The organism is Gracilibacillus saliphilus (assembly GCF_010994085.1).
GTDB classification, from domain to species: Bacteria; Bacillota; Bacilli; order Bacillales; family Amphibacillaceae; genus Gracilibacillus; species Gracilibacillus lacisalsi.
On sequence record NZ_WJEB01000001.1, the window covers coordinates 525314 to 543674 of the forward strand.

Below are 18361 nucleotides of genomic sequence, written 5' to 3' on the forward strand. Positions count from 1 at the left end.
GAACAAAAAATTTCTTCTTGCATTTTCCTAGGTAAGGTATATAATATAACTGTACTAAACATATTAATACAGTTAATACAATTAATACAGTTCACACAGTGGAAAGGGAGGGTGTTATGTTTGAATTGGATTTGCGTAGTCGAAAGCCAATTTATGAGCAGCTAGTAGATCGCCTGAAGCAGTTAATCATTAATAATGTCTTGGAAAAAGATGAGAAGTTGCCCTCTGTTCGTGTGCTCGCTCAGCAGCTGTCGATTAACCCTAATACGATTCAAAAAGCTTATCGTGAATTAGAGGCACAAGGATATATATATTCAGTGAAAGGGAAGGGAAGCTTCGTGAATCACATCATGATGACAGATAATTCAGCTGAAACCAAAAAAGTGAAAGAGCATTTGAAAAAACAAATAGCAGAGGCACTTTTTTTAGGAATAACCATAGAAGAGTTAGAAAAATTGATTACAGAAGTGGAGCAATCGGTAACAAGGGGGGATGAAGATGATTCAAGTTCAGAACGTCGTTAAAAAATACGAAAAAGATTATGTATTGAATGACGTAAGTTTAAAAATCCAAAGAGGGTCGATCTACGGTTTGCTCGGGTCCAACGGTGCTGGTAAAACAACCTTATTAAAGACAATCGCAGGTATTATCAAGCAAAATGAAGGGGCTGTAGAACTAGAAAGAAAACCGGTATTTGAAAATGTAAGACTAAAAGAACGGATGATATTCATTCCCGATTCATTGTTCTTTTTCTCCCACTACACCGTAGCACAAATGGCAACCTTTTATATGAATGTTTATCCCAATTGGAACCAAAAACGTTTTGATCAAATGCAACAGGCACTTGATTTAGATCCCAATCGCAAAATCCAACGTTTTTCAAAAGGGATGCAAAGGCAAGTAGCTTTTTGGCTCGCATTATGCGCAATGCCTGATTACTTAATTCTTGATGAGCCCTTTGACGGCTTAGATCCGGTAATACGTCGGAAAATTAAATCTTGGATTATTCAAGATGTTGCCGAACGAGAAATGACAGTTCTTGTTTCTTCTCATAACTTGGGAGAAGTAGAGGATATTTGTGATGCTGTTGGTATCATTCATCGTGGAAAACTGTTATTAGAAAAAGACTTAGATGAACTTAAGTCAGATATTCACAAAGTACAAATTGCTTTCAAAGAAGAAGTAGATCAGACACTTTTTGAAAAGTTAGACATCCTACATCAAGAGAAGCGTGGAAGTGTTTATATCTGTATTATCCGTGGTGATGACCAGGAAGTAGAGGAAATAATCGAACGATTTAATCCAATTGTGTTTGATATTTTACCATTAACACTAGAGGAAATTTTTATCTATGAAATGGAGGGTGTTGGATATGCCATCGAAAACATCTTACTTTAAAAAAGAATTATGGAAGCAAGCTTTCCGTTCTTTCGGTTGGATTGGTATCGGTTATTTTCTTGCCCTGTTGTTCTTATTACCGTTACAAATTATTATGGTCAAAACAAAAAATGATCCGAATGATATTAACTATTTTCGCCAGCATGTTGACGGTCTATTTGGTATAAACGGTGAAATACAAGGCATATTGTTTCTTATTATTCCGATGTTGGCAGCTGTTTTTACATCTCGGTACATGCATGTGAAAGGGTCAGCAGATTTTATTCATAGTTTACCGCTGAGACGTTCTCAACTTTTTACTCACCAATTTTTAATAGGTTACATGATGATCCTTGTTCCAATGTGTATTACAGCTTGTGTTCTCTTTGTTTTGTCTGGAGTGATGGACGTTGAGTTTATTTATCAAAGTAAAGACATCTTAAATTGGTTTTATGAAACTTTGACCTTTACAACTTTCTTATATGCTATTGCATACTGTGTTGGTACATTAACAGGTATGTCGGTAGTTCAAGGTGGTTTAAGCTTTATATTTATTATTTTTCCTGCGGGGATCTCCGCATTAATTAACGAAAATTTAAATATGCTATTGGAAGGTTTTAGTGTTCATAATGCAAGTTTCTTTTCCTATTCCAGCAATTTAACACCGATATGGTGGTTTATAGAACTGTCTAATAAAAGTAATCTCGAAATTACTAATTGGATATATGGAATATATTGGTTACTCTCCGCTGTCTTTATTGGCATATCCTTGATGTTATATCGAATTCGTCCGATAGAATCTGCCAATCAAACGATTGCCTTTCCTTTACTCAAGCCAATTTTTAAATTTGGTGTTACTTTTTGTTTTATGTTACTTGGCGGAGTTTATTTTGGTGCAGTTCAGCAGCAGTCTGAAGGATGGATGATATTTGGTTATATCTGTGGTGCTTTATTTGGTTATTTGTTAGCAAAAATGTTAATCCAGAAAACATGGCGAGTATTTGACCAATGGAAGGGTTTTATGATTTATATAGGAATTTCTATCGTGGTGATATTATCTGTCATGTTCGATTGGTATGGATTCGAGGCAAATGTTCCTGAAAAAGAGGAAGTGGAAGGAATTTATTTTGTCGAGCAAAACACATTTAATAATTGGTACGGTGGTAGATTAGATCAAAAATTAGAAAAATCCAATATTACCAATCCGGAATTAATGGAGAAGGTCATTAACCTACATGAATATATCCTAGCAAATGATCATATCGGACAGTACCAAGATAATATTTACATGGAGAAATCAACAGATATAGAAATCATCTATCATTTAAAAAATGGAAAAAGAATGGTAAGGCAATATTTTATTCCGTCCATGGATGAAGTAGAAGAATATGTAAAACCAATTTTAGAATCGAAAGAATACAAACAATCCAGTTTAGATTGGTTAAATGACAAAAACAATCGTATAAGGTCTGTTGCTGTCTCTGGCTATGATTATAGACAGCAAGTAACTGATCAGCAAAACATTAACAAAATTACTGATGCTTTAAAGCAAGATTATCTGAAAACTTCTTATGAAGAAATGACTCATAGCAGGATCTATGGAGAATCGAAGTATCTTGAATTTGAGGTGGAGTCGGATCAGATCTACTTCTATCACGTGCCTTTATTAGATAGTTACTCAAAGGTATTAGAAGTTTTGGAACAAGAAGAATTAGATCGCGGTCTAACCATTCATTCGACTGATGTTTCCATGGTTGCCATTTCTAACTCACAGAAAAATGAAGAAAGCTTTTATGAACTACCTCATATGGAAGAAATTGATCGTAACGAATGGATGCTTATAGAGGACAGTGAGCAAATTGAAGAACTTATTAACCTGAACAATGATGTGGATGGAACATGGGAGATTGCTTATTACGGACCATCCGATAAAAATATTATCGAAGCTTATCAAGTTAGTGAAGATCAGTTGCCAAGTTATGTAACAGACTATTTTAAATAAGGGAGGTGAAATCCATGTTCGCGAATGACTTTTATCAATCATTAGTAGAACAGTATCAGTCAATGATGTACTATACAGCATTAAAAATAGTGAAAGATCAGCAAATTGCAGAAGACGTTGTCCAGGAGTCATGGATGAAGGTGATGAAACAACACGCAGAAATGGAAGCTATTGATAAATGGGGAGCATGGTTACGAACAGTCACCTCAAGAACGGCAATCGATATATTAAGGAAGGAAAAGCGTCGTCACACATGTTTATTCGACAATCCATACATGATTGAAGAATTGACTCTCTTTTCTACAAATGAAGTGGATGATCAAATAAATTGGCAATCAACATTGGATGAATTAGAGCAATGCATAAATAAAAGCAAGAAGTTAAAACATGTTTTTCAGTTAAAATTTAAATTAGAATTAGACGATGACACGATAGCAAGAACGTTAAAGATTAGTCATTCAGCTGTTAAAACTCGGATATTTAGAACTAGACAATTGCTTAAAAAGCATTATCAAGTTAATCATGATTATTTGTTAAAATCAGGAGCTTAAATGTTTCTGGTTTTTTCTTTTATCAAATAGGTTTATAATAGGATTAGTATGGTTAATCAAAGGATGAATTACATGAGTTACATTATATATGTTGTCTTACCGTGGATATTTTTATGCTTATTTGTGATTGGCGCAGTGTACAGTTTATGGAAAAAGCTTGCCTATTGGTGGGGATTTGTAAGCTGTGCTGCTGGTGTAATTATTTATTTAATTGGCAATGAAGTAGTAGGTGGCTATAATGGTATGAGTCTCAGCTTAATCGGTGCCTTACCGTTTACGATTGGCTTATTTATTTTGTTCTTTCTTTTCGTCGGCAGCAAATTCCAGTAAAACCTAGAATAATGCCGATTAGAATTATCCAAATGGCAAAGAATATAGGTGTACCCAATTGAATGGAGGGATACACATGAGAAGAGGAAACAGAATGCTACCAATGCTTGCTTCTATTGGTATAGGTGCATATGCATATTATCAAATGCGCAGAAACAGAACGATATAATGATTTGGAAAACTTGGCAACTGCCAAGTTTTCTTTCATCTTTGATGTTTGCTATAATAAAGTAAGACTTCCATCACTAGGTTGATCGATAGCGAAACTTATCAAGGAGTTAGCGTCCGTGATAAAAAGATCGAAAATTTTTTAAAAAGAAAGGATTTTGGATTATGGGGAAACAATACATAGGTTATATAGGTTCGTATACGAAGAAGGAAAGCCAAGGTGTTTATCGTTTTACTTTGGATACAGAAAAGAAGCAAATAACGAATGTAGAAGTTGCGGCAAATCTTGATAATCCTACATACTTAACTATTAGTAACAATAATCAATATGTATATGCAGTTTCAAAAGAAGGAGAACAAGGTGGCATTACTGCTTTTACGATTAGCGATGAAATGGCAAATTTAGACAGAATAAACAGTCAAGCAACAGATGGTTCAGCTCCTTGTCATGTCAGTGTAGACAGTGAGAATCAGCTTGTCGTAACAGCCAATTATCATACGAAGCAGGTAGAGGCATTTTTAACTAATGAAGACGGATCATTACAGCCGCCAAAAGCGATTGAACATGAAGGGAACGGACCGCATGAGCGTCAAGAAAAGCCTCATCTTCACTTTGCAGGTTATACACCAGATGAACAATATGTAGTCGTGGTGGACTTAGGTAGTGACACGATAACAACGTACCGTCCAGATGGAGACGTTTTACAGGAAGTAAGTGTATTAACTGTAAAACCTGGAAGTGGTCCACGTCATATTGCATTTCATCCAAAGGCTTCCTACGCTTATGTGATGACAGAGCTTAGTAATGAAGTGATCGTACTTAAATATCATGAAAAAGAAGGAACGTTTGAAGAAGTTCAATATATTTCTACACTTCCAGGCGATTTTAATGAAAATAGTCAAGGAAGCGCCATTCATCTTTCTTCAGATGGAAAGTTTGTTTATGCAGGAAACAGGGGACACAATTCGATTGCGATCTATCGCATAAAGGAAGATTATACGGTTGAGTTTCTAGAATGGACGCACACAGAAGGGGATTGGCCACGTGATTTTGTATTAGATCCTACCGAACAATTTATCGTAGCAGCTAATCAAGAATCCGGAACACTGGTATTATTCGAAAGAGATCAAGAAAAAGGAACACTCACCTTGTTACAAAAAGACGTACAAGCTCCAGAAGCTGTCTGTGTAAAATTTTTAAATTACTAATGGAAAAAGGCCACAAATAACAAAGTGGCCTTTTTTCAATCTTATTCATTCAAGTGTCCTTTTATTGAGATCTACATCGATTAATTCCATATTTTCCTTCGATTCATACCGTGATATAAAGCCATCACCGTGGCATATCGAGCAAGTATAACGCCACTCTTCATCATCCATCAATAACCCTGTACCTTCACAAGCTTTACATTTCATATGTTGAGAACCCATTGTTATACTTCCTTTCTATTTTATTTTTGTTTTTGCTTAATCCAGTTGATAATACCGCCTTGCAAAATAATATCGATATGACGTTTCGTTAAGTCATGTCGTACTGGAATGGTATGATCTTTTCCTTTCACCTTTATGTCAAATGTGTCAGTTACCTGGATCGTTTCATGTATATCACGGAATTCTAAAATGTCGTTCTGCGTTAGATAATCATAGTCGGTTTCATTTACAAAAGTTAACGGAAGAATACCGAAGTTAATTAAATTTTGTAAGTGAATACGAGCAAAATCCTTTACAAGTACGACTTTTAATCCTAAGTACCTAGGTGCCAATGCGGCATGTTCACGGCTTGAACCTTGACCATAATTCACCCCAGCGACAAGTGCATGACCACCAATATCGCGTTTTTTCATCGCATTATCATAATAGTCATCATCAACGATTTCAAAGGCAAATGTACTGATTTTTTGAATGTTACTACGATATGGTAATACTCTGGAGCCACCAGCTAAGATTTCGTCCGTGGAAATATTGTCGGCCATTTTTAACAAAATCGGTAAATCGAAATTATTTTTTATTGGTTCAAAATCTGGAATTGCCGTAATATTTGGTCCTTTCTCTAACTCGACATTTGCATTGTTTTTCGGAGGGGCTTCTAGCATTCCTTCGGTTGTGAATTTTTTCGGTTCTTGTACTTTTGGGTACCTCATATCTAAAGTTCTTGGATCGGTAATTTTTCCAGTCAGAGCAGAAGCGGCAGCTGTTTCAGGACTACATAAGAACACACTGTCCTCCCTAGTACCAGATCTGCCAGGAAAGTTTCTTGGTGTAGTCCGTAAACTATTTCTCCCTGTAGCAGGTGCTTGTCCCATTCCAATACAACCATTACATCCAGCTTGGTGCATTCGTGCACCAGCAGAAAGAAGGTTAGCAATATGCCCATTTTCCACCAACTGCTCTAATAATTGACGTGACGTAGGGTTAATATCAAAAGAAATACCCGATGCAATTTGTTTACCTTTTACAATTTCACTAGCAATCGCAAAATCACGATAGCCTGGGTTGGCGGATGAACCGATATAGGACTGGTAGATCGTCTCGCCAGCTACTTCTGCTACTGGTACGACATTTCCGGGACTAGATGGTTTCGCTATTAATGGTTCTAACTCTGACAAATCAATGTTTTCCTCTTCATCATATTGAGCACCACGATCAGCTGTCAGTTCCATCCAATCATTTTCCCGGCCTTGCTGTCTTAAAAAGTCTTTGATTTCATTATCTGATGGAAAGACTGTAGCTGTTGCTCCAAGTTCTGCTCCCATATTAGCAATAACATGTCGATCCATTGCAGATAAATTTTTAACACCAGGACCATAATACTCAATGATTTTGCCAACGCCACCTTTGACACCATGGCGACGTAACATTTCAAGAATCACATCTTTAGCACTAACCCATTGTGGTAGTTTACCTGTTAATTTTACGCCCATTACTTTTGGCATTTTTACGTAATAAGGCTCTCCAGCCATTGCCATTGCAACATCAATACCACCTGCGCCAATAGCAAGCATCCCCATACAACCATTTGCACATGTATGACTATCAGAGCCTAGTAATGTTTTTCCTGGCTTGGCAAGCTGTTGCATATGGACAGGGTGACTGACTCCATTACCTGGACGGCTATAGTAAATACCAAATTTACGAGCTGCACTTCGTAAGAAAAGATGGTCGTCTGCATTACGGAAATCCTCTTGAATTAAATTATGATCCACATATTGTGCAGAAGCTTCCGTTTTAACACGATCGATCCCCATTGCTTCCAGTTCAAGCATTACCATTGTACCTGTAGCATCTTGTGTTAACGTTTGATCAATTTTTAAACCGATTTCTTTACCTGGTTGCATTTCCCCCGAAACTAGATGTTTACTAATTAACTTTTGAGCGACATTTTGTTTCATCTCATTTGTCCTCCTAAATTTTTTCCGACATATTTAGAATGTACCTTACAGTTAATATTACACATTTTAGTTGTTTATAAACTTTTCACGGCAAAAAATCAGAAGGGAAGTTCGCTTCTGATTTTTAATCAATACGGAGTATATATTATTAAAGTGACCGATATGTGGAAAAAGTACCCGATTACTCACAAAAAAAAGTCGCAGTTTGGGAGAACTGCGACTTTTTTGTTATCAGACAAGAAAGTATAAAATTTGCGCAGATGTCTAGCTCCGAACGCCCAGAAACTAGGCGACTTCACGAATCGCCCTACGATAAAGAAGACTTGCCGATTGGTGAAACCAGAGGCTTAGTCGCACTTATGCCTTTAGGTGAAAGTCATCATCGGTTCGCAAGCTTACCGTGATTCCTTTATCTCAGTTAATTCGTTCCAGTCGCTACGTTTCTAAACGGGCGCTCTGCGCTTTCTTATACCATGACTTTACACATATCGTTTGTCAAGGCTACTGGGTCTTCGATAGGGAGGCCTTCGATAAGTAATGCCTGGTTATATAAAATATTGGTATATAGTTTAACTTTTTCTTTGTCTGATTGGTGCGCTTGTACTAGTGCCTGGAAAATCTCATGTTTGTTGTTGATTTCCAATACTTTTGTTGCTTCAATGTTCTGGTTATCAGGCATTTGCTTTAAGACTTTTTCCATTTCAATCGAAACATCACCTTCAGCTGATAAGCAGACTGGATGTGTTTTTAGACGAGTGGAAAGCTTAACATCTTTTACTTTATTGCCTAGAATTTCTTTCATTTCCTCTAATAAATCTTTATGTTCTTCTTTTTGTTTTTCTGCTTCTTGTTTCGTTTCTTCATCTTCTAGATCAAGGTCACCACTTGATACATTTTTGAATTCTTTGTCATCATAGTTCATCAACATTTTAATAGCAAATTCATCGACTTCATCTGTAAAGTATAGGATTTCATAGCCTTTATCTTTAACCATTTCTGTTTGTGGTAATTTTTCGATGCGGTCATGTGATTCACCAGTTGCATAATAAATATGCTCTTGATCTTCTGGCATACGTACTACATATTCTTTTAGTGTCACAAGCTTTTGCTCACTAGATGAGTAGAACAGTAATAAATCTTTTAATTTATCTTTATTAGCACCAAAGTCCGCATAAACACCATATTTAATTTGACGACCAAATGCATCATAAAATTTCTCATATTTTTCGCGGTCATTTTTCAGCATACTTTGTAAATGGTTCTTGATTTTCTTCTCAATATTTTTGGCGATTAATTTTACTTGGCGGTCTTGTTGTAATATCTCTCGGGAAATATTTAGCGATAGATCTTCAGAATCGACAATTCCGCGTACGAAACTGAAGTGGTCTGGTAAAAGGTCAGCACATTTTTCCATAATTAATACGCCATTGGAATATAGTTCTAATCCTTTTTCGAAATCTTGTGAGTAATAGTTAAACGGTAATTGTTCAGGAATATAAAGAATAGATTGGAATCTCACCATACCATCTACACTGATATGCAGGTGGCTTAATGGCTTATCAAACCCGAAATGTTTCTCTTGATAGAAGCTTTCGTAATCTTCATCACTTAGCTCTTGTTTATTTTTACGCCAGATTGGCACCATGCTGTTAATCGTTTGATCTTCGATTACGTCTTCTAATTCTTCTTCATTATCCTCTTTCGGTTTCTTTTCAGTAACCTCCATCTTAATAGGATAGCGAATAAAATCAGAGTATTTTTTGATGATTGATTGCAATTTATATTCTTCAAGAAATTCATCATAGTTTTCTTCTTCAGCATTTTCTTTTAGTTGAATGATTATTTCAGTTCCAACATCCTGTTTGTCATATGGTTCGATCGTATAGCCTTCTTCACCATCAGATTCCCATTTATAGCCTTGATCACTATGAAGTGCACGAGTATAAACGGTTACTTTGTCAGCAACCATAAAAGAAGAGTAGAACCCTACACCAAATTGCCCAATGATTTCTTGTCCATCTTTCATTTCTACTTCATTTTTAAAAGCAAGAGAACCACTTTTAGCAATTGTACCTAAGTTTTCTTCTAATTCTTCCTTTGTCATTCCAATACCGGTGTCTTTAACAGTTAACGTACGATTATTTTTATTAGGTTCAATTCGAATGTAGTAATCATCTTTATTGAAAGAGATACTATCATCTGTTAAAGCTTTATAGTAGATTTTATCAATTGCATCACTAGCATTTGAAATAAGTTCACGTAAAAAGATTTCCTTTTGTGAATAGATGGAATGTACCATCATTTCAAGCAATCGTTTCGATTCAGCTTGGAATTGCTTTTGTTCCATTGTTATTCTCCTCCTTATAATACTTGATTTATGTATTTTTAGCACTCTTGTTCGTTGAGTGCTAACACATAATAGTTATCACAAAACCCTTGTAGTGTCAAGTGCAAAAGCGGTTTGACTTCTTGGAGACAATCACTTATTTTAAAAAAGAAACAGTATTTTTTTGTTTATTTATGATAAGATGTTCTTATGAGAAAAGTTGTTCGGTTCATAAAGGGGGAAGTCAACATGGCCTTTGATTACCAAACGCCACGTTATGTGCACGTAATTGAACAAATAAAAGCCAAAATTAATGATGGAGAGTTAGAACCTGGTGAGCGATTGCCGTCCGAGATGGACTTTGCCAAACAATTAAATGTATCGCGAAATACATTAAGAGAAGCGCTCCGGATATTAGAAGAAGAAAATGTTATTATTCGTAAACATGGAATTGGCACATTTGTAAATAAAAAACCTTCTTTTTCTGGTGGTATTGAGGAATTATTCAGTGTTACCGATTTTATCAAAAGAGAGGGTAAAGAACCTGGAACTAATTTACTTTTTCAGGGGATAGTTGATGCTGTTAGTGAAGATAAACAAGAATTAGACTTGAATGATGAGGATCGAGTTTACCTTGTCAAACGTGTAAGGACAGCTGATGGTGAGCCATTGGTATACTGTATTGACAAGGTGCCAGTTTCTTTAATTGGAGAGGACTATTATTTTGGAGAAGAATCAATGTTATATTCTTTTCAAGAGAAAAAAGGTATAACGATAAGTTATGCAAAGGCCGATATAAAAACGATTGGTTACCATCAGGAGATATCCGAGATATTAGAATCAGACCCAGATCAGCCGCTATTGATTTTAAAACAGACGCATTATGACACTAATGACCAACCGATCTTATATTCACTAAACTTTTTCAGAGCTGATCAGGTAAGTTTTAGTGTCATTCGAAAACGAATATTTTAAGAAAAGCCATCTGATAAGGGTGGTTTTTATATTGAACAAAAATACATTGACTTGTTGGACGTCTTACCTATATAATGAAACCGAATCCAATATATAAGGGTTCTTTTTATCGACATAGGTTGTTGGACGTCCTATCAATTATGCTAAGGAAAAATAGGTACATAAACAAGATCAGACTTCTATAAGTGTAGTTAACTTACTAATACGTTTCTCTAGGCAAAATGGGAGGCTCAATAACCACCATTAATGAAAGTTTAACTTTATTTAAGAAAGGTGAATCAGTACGATGAGAATGGTCGATTTAATAGCTAAAAAGCGTGATGGTGAATCCTTAAGTAAAGATGAAATAGAGTTTATGATCGCAGGATATACGAATGGAGAAACACCAGACTACCAGATGTCAGCGATGGCGATGGCACTTTACTTTCAAGGAATGACGACAGAAGAACGAGTTGATCTTACCATGGCAATGGTGGAATCTGGAGATCAAGTTGATTTATCAGATATAGAAGGTGTTAAAGTTGATAAACATTCGACAGGTGGGGTAGGAGATACCACTACACTTATTTTAGCACCATTAGTAGCATCTGTAGGTGTCCCTGTAGCCAAAATGTCAGGAAGAGGACTCGGACATACCGGAGGAACCATTGACAAATTAGAATCGATTAAAGGGTTTCAAGTTGAATTAACAGCTGAAAAATTTAATCAACTCGTCAATCAACAAAAAGTAGCTGTTGTAGGACAAAGTGGGAATTTAACTCCAGCAGATAAGAAACTATATAGTTTACGTGATGTCACGGCTACTGTGAATTCGATCCCATTAATTGCTAGCTCGATTATGAGTAAGAAAATAGCTTCTGGTGCAGATGCAATAGTATTGGATGTCAAAACTGGATCAGGCGCATTTATGAAGAATTTGGATGATGCAAAAGAATTAGCAAAAGCTATGGTGGATATCGGAAATGGAGCAGGTCGTGAAACAATTGCAGTTATTTCAGATATGAACCAACCATTAGGTCATGCTGTAGGAAATGCACTTGAAATCAAAGAAGCAATAGATACATTACAAGGAAACGGGCCAGAAGATTTATATGAATTGTGTTTAACACTAGGAAGTCAAATGGTATATTTAGCTAAACAAGCAGATTCTATTGCAGAAGCAAGAGAAAAACTAGAAGAAGCAGTTGACTCAGGTAGAGCATTAGAGAAATTTAAAACATTCGTGTCATCACAAGGTGGCGATGCATCAGTAGTAGATGATCCAAGTAAATTACCACAAGCAAAATATGTTATAGATGTCAAAGCAACACATGCTGGTTTTGTAAGTGAAATAGTAGCAGATGAAATTGGTATTGCAGCAAGTATGCTAGGTGCTGGGCGTTTAACCAAAGATTCAAAAATTGATTTGGCTGTTGGAGTAGCGTTACAGAAAAAGATTGGTGATCAAGTATCAGAAGGGGAGACACTGGTTAAAGTATATAGTAATCAGGAAAATATCAAAGAAGTAGAAGAAAAAATCATCGAAGCTTATACGATCAAAGCTGAAAACACAACAAAACATTCCTTAATCTATGATATTATTCACTAATAATACAAGATGAGCCTTTTACTCAAAGTAAAAGCCTCCGCCCAAAGAGGTTGGACATCCTACATCAAGGTAGTTAAAATAGGAGTGAAGCAGCATGAAAGAGATTGGCCTTAGCTTACTTGCTGGAATCATTATCGGCATCGTCTTTAAATTCATGAAATTACCTCTGCCTGCTCCACCTGTACTGGCTGGTGTAGTTGGTATATTTGGTGTTTATTTCGGAGGACAGATTGCCGAATGGTTGAAGTCATTTTTTTAAAGAAAGGAAGAACACTATTGAAATCTTTTAAACGAGTATTTTTAATTGTATTAGACTCTGTCGGTATTGGAGAAGCCCCTGATGCAGCACAGTTCAATGACAAAGGTGCGGATACATTAGGCCACATTGCTGAACATATGAACGGCTTACATATGCCTCATATCGGCAAATTAGGTTTAAGTAATATTCGTGAAATTAAAGGAATTGAAAAAGCAGAGCAGCCGAAAGCACACTACACAAAAATGCAAGAGGCATCAAATGGGAAAGATACGATGACAGGACATTGGGAAATCATGGGCTTGCATATTGACCAGCCATTCCAAACATTTCCAGATGGATTTCCAGATGATTTAGTGCAACAATTAGAAGAGAAAACAGGACGAAAAGTTATAGGTAATAAACCAGCTTCTGGTACGGCCATTATCGAAGAGTTAGGTGAAGAACATATGAAAACAGGAGATCTGATTGTGTATACATCAGCTGATTCTGTTTTACAAATTGCAGCACATGAAGATATTATTCCGATCGAGGAACAATATCGAATATGTGAGATCGCACGTGATTTAACAAAAAATGAAACATATATGGTTGGACGCGTTATTGCTCGTCCTTTTGTCGGTGAACCAGACGCTTTTGAGCGTACTTCTAATCGTCATGATTATGCACTGAAGCCTTTTGGTAGAACGGTCATGAATGAATTAGCAGATTCTGACTATGACGTGATTGCATTAGGGAAAATATCTGATATTTACGATGGTGAAGGGGTAACAGAAGCGATTCGTACAAAGGACAATGCTGATGGTATGGAGAAATTCATTCAGTCAATGGATAAAGACTTTTATGGATTGAATTTCCTCAACCTTGTAGATTTTGATGCGAAATATGGGCACCGTCGTGATCCCCAAGGTTACGGAGAAGCATTGGAAGCATTTGATCAACGTTTACCAGAAATGCTTGAAAAATTGCAAGATGGTGATCTTATCATTATTACAGCGGATCACGGTAACGATCCTATCCATCATGGAACAGATCACACGAGAGAGTATGTCCCGCTTTTAATTCGCCATAATCAAATTACAAACGGTAAACAATTAGAAATAAGAGAAACATTTGCTGATATTGGTGCTACCATTGCAGACAATTTTGGTGTAACATTACCAGTAAACGGGAAAAGTTTTCTGAAAGAAATTGAGTAATAGGAGGCTGTTTGAAGTGAACCAGTTAGCTGAAGCAACTGCATATCTACAAGACAAAATAAAAACACAACCTAAAATCGGATTAATTCTGGGATCGGGATTAGGTATGCTAGCAGATGAAATAGAAAATCCAACTAAAATTAAATATGAAGAAATTCCAGGATTTCCAGTATCAACTGTTGAAGGACATGCAGGTCAATTAGTAATTGGAAACTTGCAAGGTATCGATGTTATCGCCATGCAGGGGCGTTTTCATTACTATGAAGGTTACGGAATAGATGCGGTAACATTCCCTGTCCGTGTTATGAAAGAATTGGGGGTTGAAAAGTTAATCGTAACGAATGCTGCAGGTGGTGTGGACCGTTCTTTAGAACCGGGAGATCTCATGTTGATTACGGATCATATCAACAACACTGGGCAAAATCCATTAATCGGAGAAAACGTTCATGAGCATGGAGTTCGATTCCCTGATATGTCAACTGCATATGATCGTGACTTACAAGTAGTAGCAAAACAAGCGGCTGAACAACTAGATATTACTTTAAAAGAAGGTGTCTATGTTTGGAATACTGGACCAAGTTATGAGACTCCGGCAGAAATCCGCATGTTAGATATTATTGGAGGAGATGCCGTTGGGATGTCGACTGTACCTGAAGTAACCGTTGCTCGTCATGCGGGCATTAAATGTGTCGGTATTTCTTGTATCTCCAATATGGCGGCAGGAATTTTAGATCAGCCATTAACACACGATGAGGTTATTGAAACGACAGAAAAAGTTCGGGAATCCTTTTTACAATTTGTGAAACAGCTAATACAAGATATTAGCTAAAATAAAAGGGGGAGAACGAGATGGAAAAACAATTAATAGACGAGGCTAAAAAGGCACGTAAAAAAGCATATGTACCGTATTCTAACTTTAAAGTAGGCGCGGCATTATTAGATGGCGAAGGAAACATTTTCCACGGTTGCAATATTGAAAATGCTGCTTACTCGATGACTAATTGTGGTGAAAGAACTGCTTTATTTCATGCCTATGCAACAGGTTCTAAGAAATTTGAAATGATAGCTGTCGTGGCTGATACAGATCGCCCTGTATCACCGTGTGGAGCATGTCGTCAAGTCTTGGCAGAGCTTTGTGAACCTGATATGAAAGTGTTGTTAACGAATCTTCAAGGAGATGTACAAGAAACTACGGTTAGGGAGTTACTTCCAGGTGCATTTATTGCTGATGATATGTCCAATGTAAAATAATGAAGGAGGATGAACATGACTTTAGCAAACAAAATTGATCATACTGCATTAAAACCAGATACAACCAATGAACAAATTGAGACGTTATGTAATGAAGCGAAAGAATATGGTTTTTACTCTGTCTGTGTTAATCCGACATGGGTTAGCTATGCGAAAGAATTATTAACCGGTTCGAATGTAGCAGTTTGTACGGTGATTGGTTTCCCATTAGGTGCGACATCTTCGGCAGTTAAAGCTTTTGAAACGAAATATACTATCGAAAAAGGTGCGACAGAAGTTGACATGGTAATAAATATTGCAGCCTTAAAAGATGGAAAACAGGAGCTAGTTCAACAAGATATCGAAGCAGTCGTACAAGCTGCATCTGGTAAAGCATTAGTAAAAGTAATTATTGAAACATGCTTATTAACGGATGAAGAAAAAGAAACAGCATGCCGATTAGCTGTTGCAGCAGGGGCTGACTATGTTAAGACATCTACAGGTTTCTCAACTGGAGGGGCTACAACAGAAGATATCGCCTTAATGCGTAAAACAGTCGGACCAGATATAGGGGTAAAAGCCTCTGGTGGGGTACGTGATTTACAAACAGCACAAGCAATGGTCGATGCAGGCGCTTCCCGAATTGGAGCAAGTGCAAGTGTAGCGATTGTAAAAGGCGAAGCAACTGATAGTGATTATTAAATAAAATGATCAAAGAACTTTATGTAATTGTGCTTGTGGAGAGTTCCATTTAATTCTCTACAAGCATATTTTTATATGATAAAACAATATATCCAGATAGTTTACATTATCAACAAGAATGGAAGAAAAAATGTTTTTTGGAGGAGAATTATAAATGGAAGAAACCATACATAATGAAGAACAACGAAATACACTAAAGTCTCATGCTCGTTTAGGATGGGGGGGCGTAATCGGATTTTTTCTGTCGTACTTAGGGTTTGTACTTGTATTAGGGTTCATATTCGGAGTTATTGCAGTAATCTTAGATAGGGGAATCGAAGGATATTATACAAATTTATTGATGGAAAGCCATTATACGTTAATTATCGATGCACTTGGAATTGTAATTGCTTTTATACTATTTAAAAAAGTGCGATCTTTTTTGAAGTCGTCTTTTTCATTGAAACCATTAAAAAGAGGAAAAACATATTTATATCTTGTATTAGCTTTTGTTATCAATTACGTTGTTCAATTTTTAATATTAAATGTATTAAAATGGGAAAAAGGCGGTAGTCAAATAGATACTTTTGGTTTAGAGGGATTATCTGATCATTGGTTTAATCTTTTGTTATTTTATCTTGCTTTTACCATCATAACACCAATTAAAGAGGAACTAATGTTTAGGGGTATTATCCATCAATTTTTAGATGTTAAATATCACTTTGTAATCGGCCTGATCGGTTCTTCTCTCCTTTTTGGAATTCTACATCCAGGGCATATATTATCAGCAACTATTATGGGGATGATTTTTGTTATATTATATCGTCTAACTCATTCATTAATGGTACCCATTATTCTACACATTATATGGAACCTTTACGCTATTTCAGGTATGTTGGCAATGCTTGAAATCATTTAGTGATAAAACATACATAATCCATCTATCACAAGCCAACCTATGAAGGAAGAAAAGTAAGGAAGTGATAATAATGGAAATGCATGATAGTGAATATCAAGCAGGCGATATTGTATATGTATTCTATCGTAATCCACATACGCAAGATGTTGCACATATGCAAGAAGCTGCAGTTGTTCGAAATCCAGAAGATCCTAACGAAGGACTAGCATTGTTTCTATATGAGACCTACTATCCGCTTGACAGTGAAATGGCCATTTATAAGAGTGAAGAAGAGGCGGAGAAAGCTTATCAAGAATATTTTGGTGATGATTCAGGAGGACAAATTTTATGGTGAAGCCATTTCAGCCCCAGCTGGTATATTTTGAACCACAAGCATTGGAATATCCATTAGGAGCAACTTTAAAAGAAAAGTTTGAGAAACAAGATGTAGAAATTCGATACACTACTTCTCACAATCAAGTGCGTAATTTACCAGGAGAAAATGACTTCCAGAAATATCGGGTCGCTAAATCAACACTCGTTGTAGGTTTACGAAAGACATTAAAGTTCGATACCTCAAAGCCATCTGCTGAATATGCGATTCCTTTAGCAACAGGTTGTATGGGGCATTGTCATTATTGCTATTTGCAGACGACCATGGGAAGTAAACCATACATTCGAACCTATGTGAATACTGAAGAGATCTTTGAATCCGCTATTCAGTATATGGAAGAGAGAGCTCCCGAAGAAACGAGATTTGAGGCTTCTTGTACATCAGATATTGTTGGGATTGATCACCTAACACATACATTGAAACGAGCCATCGAATTTTTCGGTGAGTCAGACTATGGGAAATTAAGGTTTGTAACCAAATTTAATCATGTTGATCATTTGTTAGACGCCAAACATAATGGCAAGACTCGGTTCCGTTTCAGCATCAATGCAGATTATGTTATCAAATACTTTGAACCTGGAACTTCAAGGTTGGTAGAAAGGATTGAAGCGGCTGGAAAAGTCGCACGTGCTGGATATCCTTTAGGTTTTATAGTGGCACCTATTTATTTACATGAGGGTTGGAAAGATGGGTATTATCAAATGTTCGAAAGATTAGATGCAGAGCTACCGCAAGATGCTAAAAAAGATATTACCTTCGAGTTTATTCAACATCGATTTACCAAACCCGCGAAACGAGTAATTCAAAAAAATTATCCTATGACAAAATTAGAATTAGATGAGGAAAAAAGACGATATAAATGGGGGAAATATGGGATTGGTAAATATATTTATCAAAAGGAAGAAGAAGAGCAGATAAAAAGCCATTTATATTCTTACATGAAGAAGTTCTTTCCAGATGCAAGACTTGAGTACTTTACTTAGTAAACGATAGAATA

General features: G+C 36.4%; 19 protein-coding genes. 16 read left to right on the forward strand and 3 right to left on the reverse strand.

The genetic code is table 11. The annotated features are described in order from the left end of the window. Window positions 1-116: 116 nt before the first annotated feature. The 6 genes from GHT08_RS02515 (at window position 117) to GHT08_RS02540 (ending at window position 5637) form a co-directional block, all read left to right on the forward strand. Window positions 117-524 (forward strand): GntR family transcriptional regulator, encoded by a 408-nt coding sequence (locus GHT08_RS02515; protein ID WP_163579502.1) that lies wholly within the window; start codon window positions 117-119, stop codon window positions 522-524. Continuing rightward, window positions 499-1398: an ABC transporter ATP-binding protein gene (locus tag GHT08_RS02520; protein ID WP_163579504.1), complete on the forward strand. Its 900-nt coding sequence runs from the start codon at window positions 499-501 to the stop codon at window positions 1396-1398. Before GHT08_RS02515 ends, GHT08_RS02520 begins: the two co-directional genes overlap by 26 nt. Further along, complete coding sequence (locus GHT08_RS02525) at window positions 1373-3379, forward strand: DUF6449 domain-containing protein (RefSeq protein ID WP_163579506.1); 2007 nt, start codon at window positions 1373-1375, stop codon at window positions 3377-3379. Before GHT08_RS02520 ends, GHT08_RS02525 begins: the two co-directional genes overlap by 26 nt. Before the next feature lie 14 nt (window positions 3380-3393). Further along, window positions 3394-3930, forward strand: coding sequence for an RNA polymerase sigma factor (locus tag GHT08_RS02530; protein WP_163579508.1), 537 nt, complete (start codon window positions 3394-3396; stop codon window positions 3928-3930). A 72-nt stretch (window positions 3931-4002) separates the two neighbouring features. Continuing rightward, window positions 4003-4260, forward strand: a complete 258-nt coding sequence (locus GHT08_RS02535) for a hypothetical protein (protein WP_018934037.1) — start codon at window positions 4003-4005, stop codon at window positions 4258-4260. Between the two features lie 333 nt (window positions 4261-4593). Then, the gene (locus tag GHT08_RS02540) at window positions 4594-5637 is read left to right on the forward strand and encodes a lactonase family protein (RefSeq protein WP_163579509.1); all 1044 of its coding nucleotides are present in this window, start codon (window positions 4594-4596) and stop codon (window positions 5635-5637) included. A gap of 45 nt (window positions 5638-5682) precedes the next feature. Here GHT08_RS02540 and GHT08_RS02545 read toward each other — a convergent pair whose 3' ends face one another. The 3 genes from GHT08_RS02545 to htpG form a co-directional block, all read right to left on the reverse strand. Then, window positions 5683-5859: a hypothetical protein gene (locus GHT08_RS02545; protein WP_163579511.1), complete on the reverse strand. Its 177-nt coding sequence runs from the start codon at window positions 5857-5859 to the stop codon at window positions 5683-5685. A 20-nt stretch (window positions 5860-5879) separates the two neighbouring features. Then, window positions 5880-7817: an aconitate hydratase gene (locus tag GHT08_RS02550; protein WP_163579512.1), complete on the reverse strand. Its 1938-nt coding sequence runs from the start codon at window positions 7815-7817 to the stop codon at window positions 5880-5882. A gap of 466 nt (window positions 7818-8283) precedes the next feature. After that, window positions 8284-10164 (reverse strand): molecular chaperone HtpG, encoded by a 1881-nt coding sequence (htpG, locus tag GHT08_RS02555; protein ID WP_163579514.1) that lies wholly within the window; start codon window positions 10162-10164, stop codon window positions 8284-8286. Between the two features lie 228 nt (window positions 10165-10392). Here htpG and GHT08_RS02560 point away from each other — a divergent pair, with 228 nt between their 5' ends. The 10 genes from GHT08_RS02560 (at window position 10393) to splB (ending at window position 18347) form a co-directional block, all read left to right on the forward strand. Further along, on the forward strand, window positions 10393-11118 hold the full coding sequence (locus GHT08_RS02560; RefSeq protein ID WP_163579516.1) for a GntR family transcriptional regulator: 726 nt from the start codon (window positions 10393-10395) through the stop codon (window positions 11116-11118). 286 nt (window positions 11119-11404) lie between these two features. Beyond that, window positions 11405-12706, forward strand: coding sequence for a pyrimidine-nucleoside phosphorylase (locus GHT08_RS02565; protein WP_163579518.1), 1302 nt, complete (start codon window positions 11405-11407; stop codon window positions 12704-12706). A gap of 94 nt (window positions 12707-12800) precedes the next feature. Further along, on the forward strand, window positions 12801-12965 hold the full coding sequence (locus GHT08_RS02570; protein ID WP_163579520.1) for a XapX domain-containing protein: 165 nt from the start codon (window positions 12801-12803) through the stop codon (window positions 12963-12965). Between the two features lie 17 nt (window positions 12966-12982). Next, window positions 12983-14161, forward strand: coding sequence for a phosphopentomutase (gene deoB, locus GHT08_RS02575; RefSeq protein WP_163580082.1), 1179 nt, complete (start codon window positions 12983-12985; stop codon window positions 14159-14161). Between the two features lie 16 nt (window positions 14162-14177). Then, window positions 14178-14990, forward strand: coding sequence for a purine-nucleoside phosphorylase (locus tag GHT08_RS02580; RefSeq protein ID WP_163579522.1), 813 nt, complete (start codon window positions 14178-14180; stop codon window positions 14988-14990). Window positions 14991-15010: 20 nt separating this feature from the next. After that, entirely contained in the window at window positions 15011-15412 is a 402-nt protein-coding gene (locus GHT08_RS02585; protein ID WP_163579524.1) for a cytidine deaminase, read from the forward strand. A 9-nt stretch (window positions 15413-15421) separates the two neighbouring features. Further along, window positions 15422-16093: a deoxyribose-phosphate aldolase gene (gene deoC, locus GHT08_RS02590; RefSeq protein ID WP_163579526.1), complete on the forward strand. Its 672-nt coding sequence runs from the start codon at window positions 15422-15424 to the stop codon at window positions 16091-16093. Between the two features lie 154 nt (window positions 16094-16247). Further along, window positions 16248-16991, forward strand: a complete 744-nt coding sequence (locus GHT08_RS02595) for a CPBP family intramembrane glutamic endopeptidase (RefSeq protein WP_163579528.1) — start codon at window positions 16248-16250, stop codon at window positions 16989-16991. A gap of 70 nt (window positions 16992-17061) precedes the next feature. After that, window positions 17062-17325, forward strand: a complete 264-nt coding sequence (locus GHT08_RS02600; RefSeq protein ID WP_163579530.1) for a transcriptional regulator SplA domain-containing protein — start codon at window positions 17062-17064, stop codon at window positions 17323-17325. Further along, window positions 17319-18347 (forward strand): spore photoproduct lyase, encoded by a 1029-nt coding sequence (splB, locus tag GHT08_RS02605; RefSeq protein ID WP_163579532.1) that lies wholly within the window; start codon window positions 17319-17321, stop codon window positions 18345-18347. The genes GHT08_RS02600 and splB overlap by 7 nt, the downstream gene beginning before the upstream one ends. The last annotated feature ends 14 nt before the right edge of the window (window positions 18348-18361 follow it).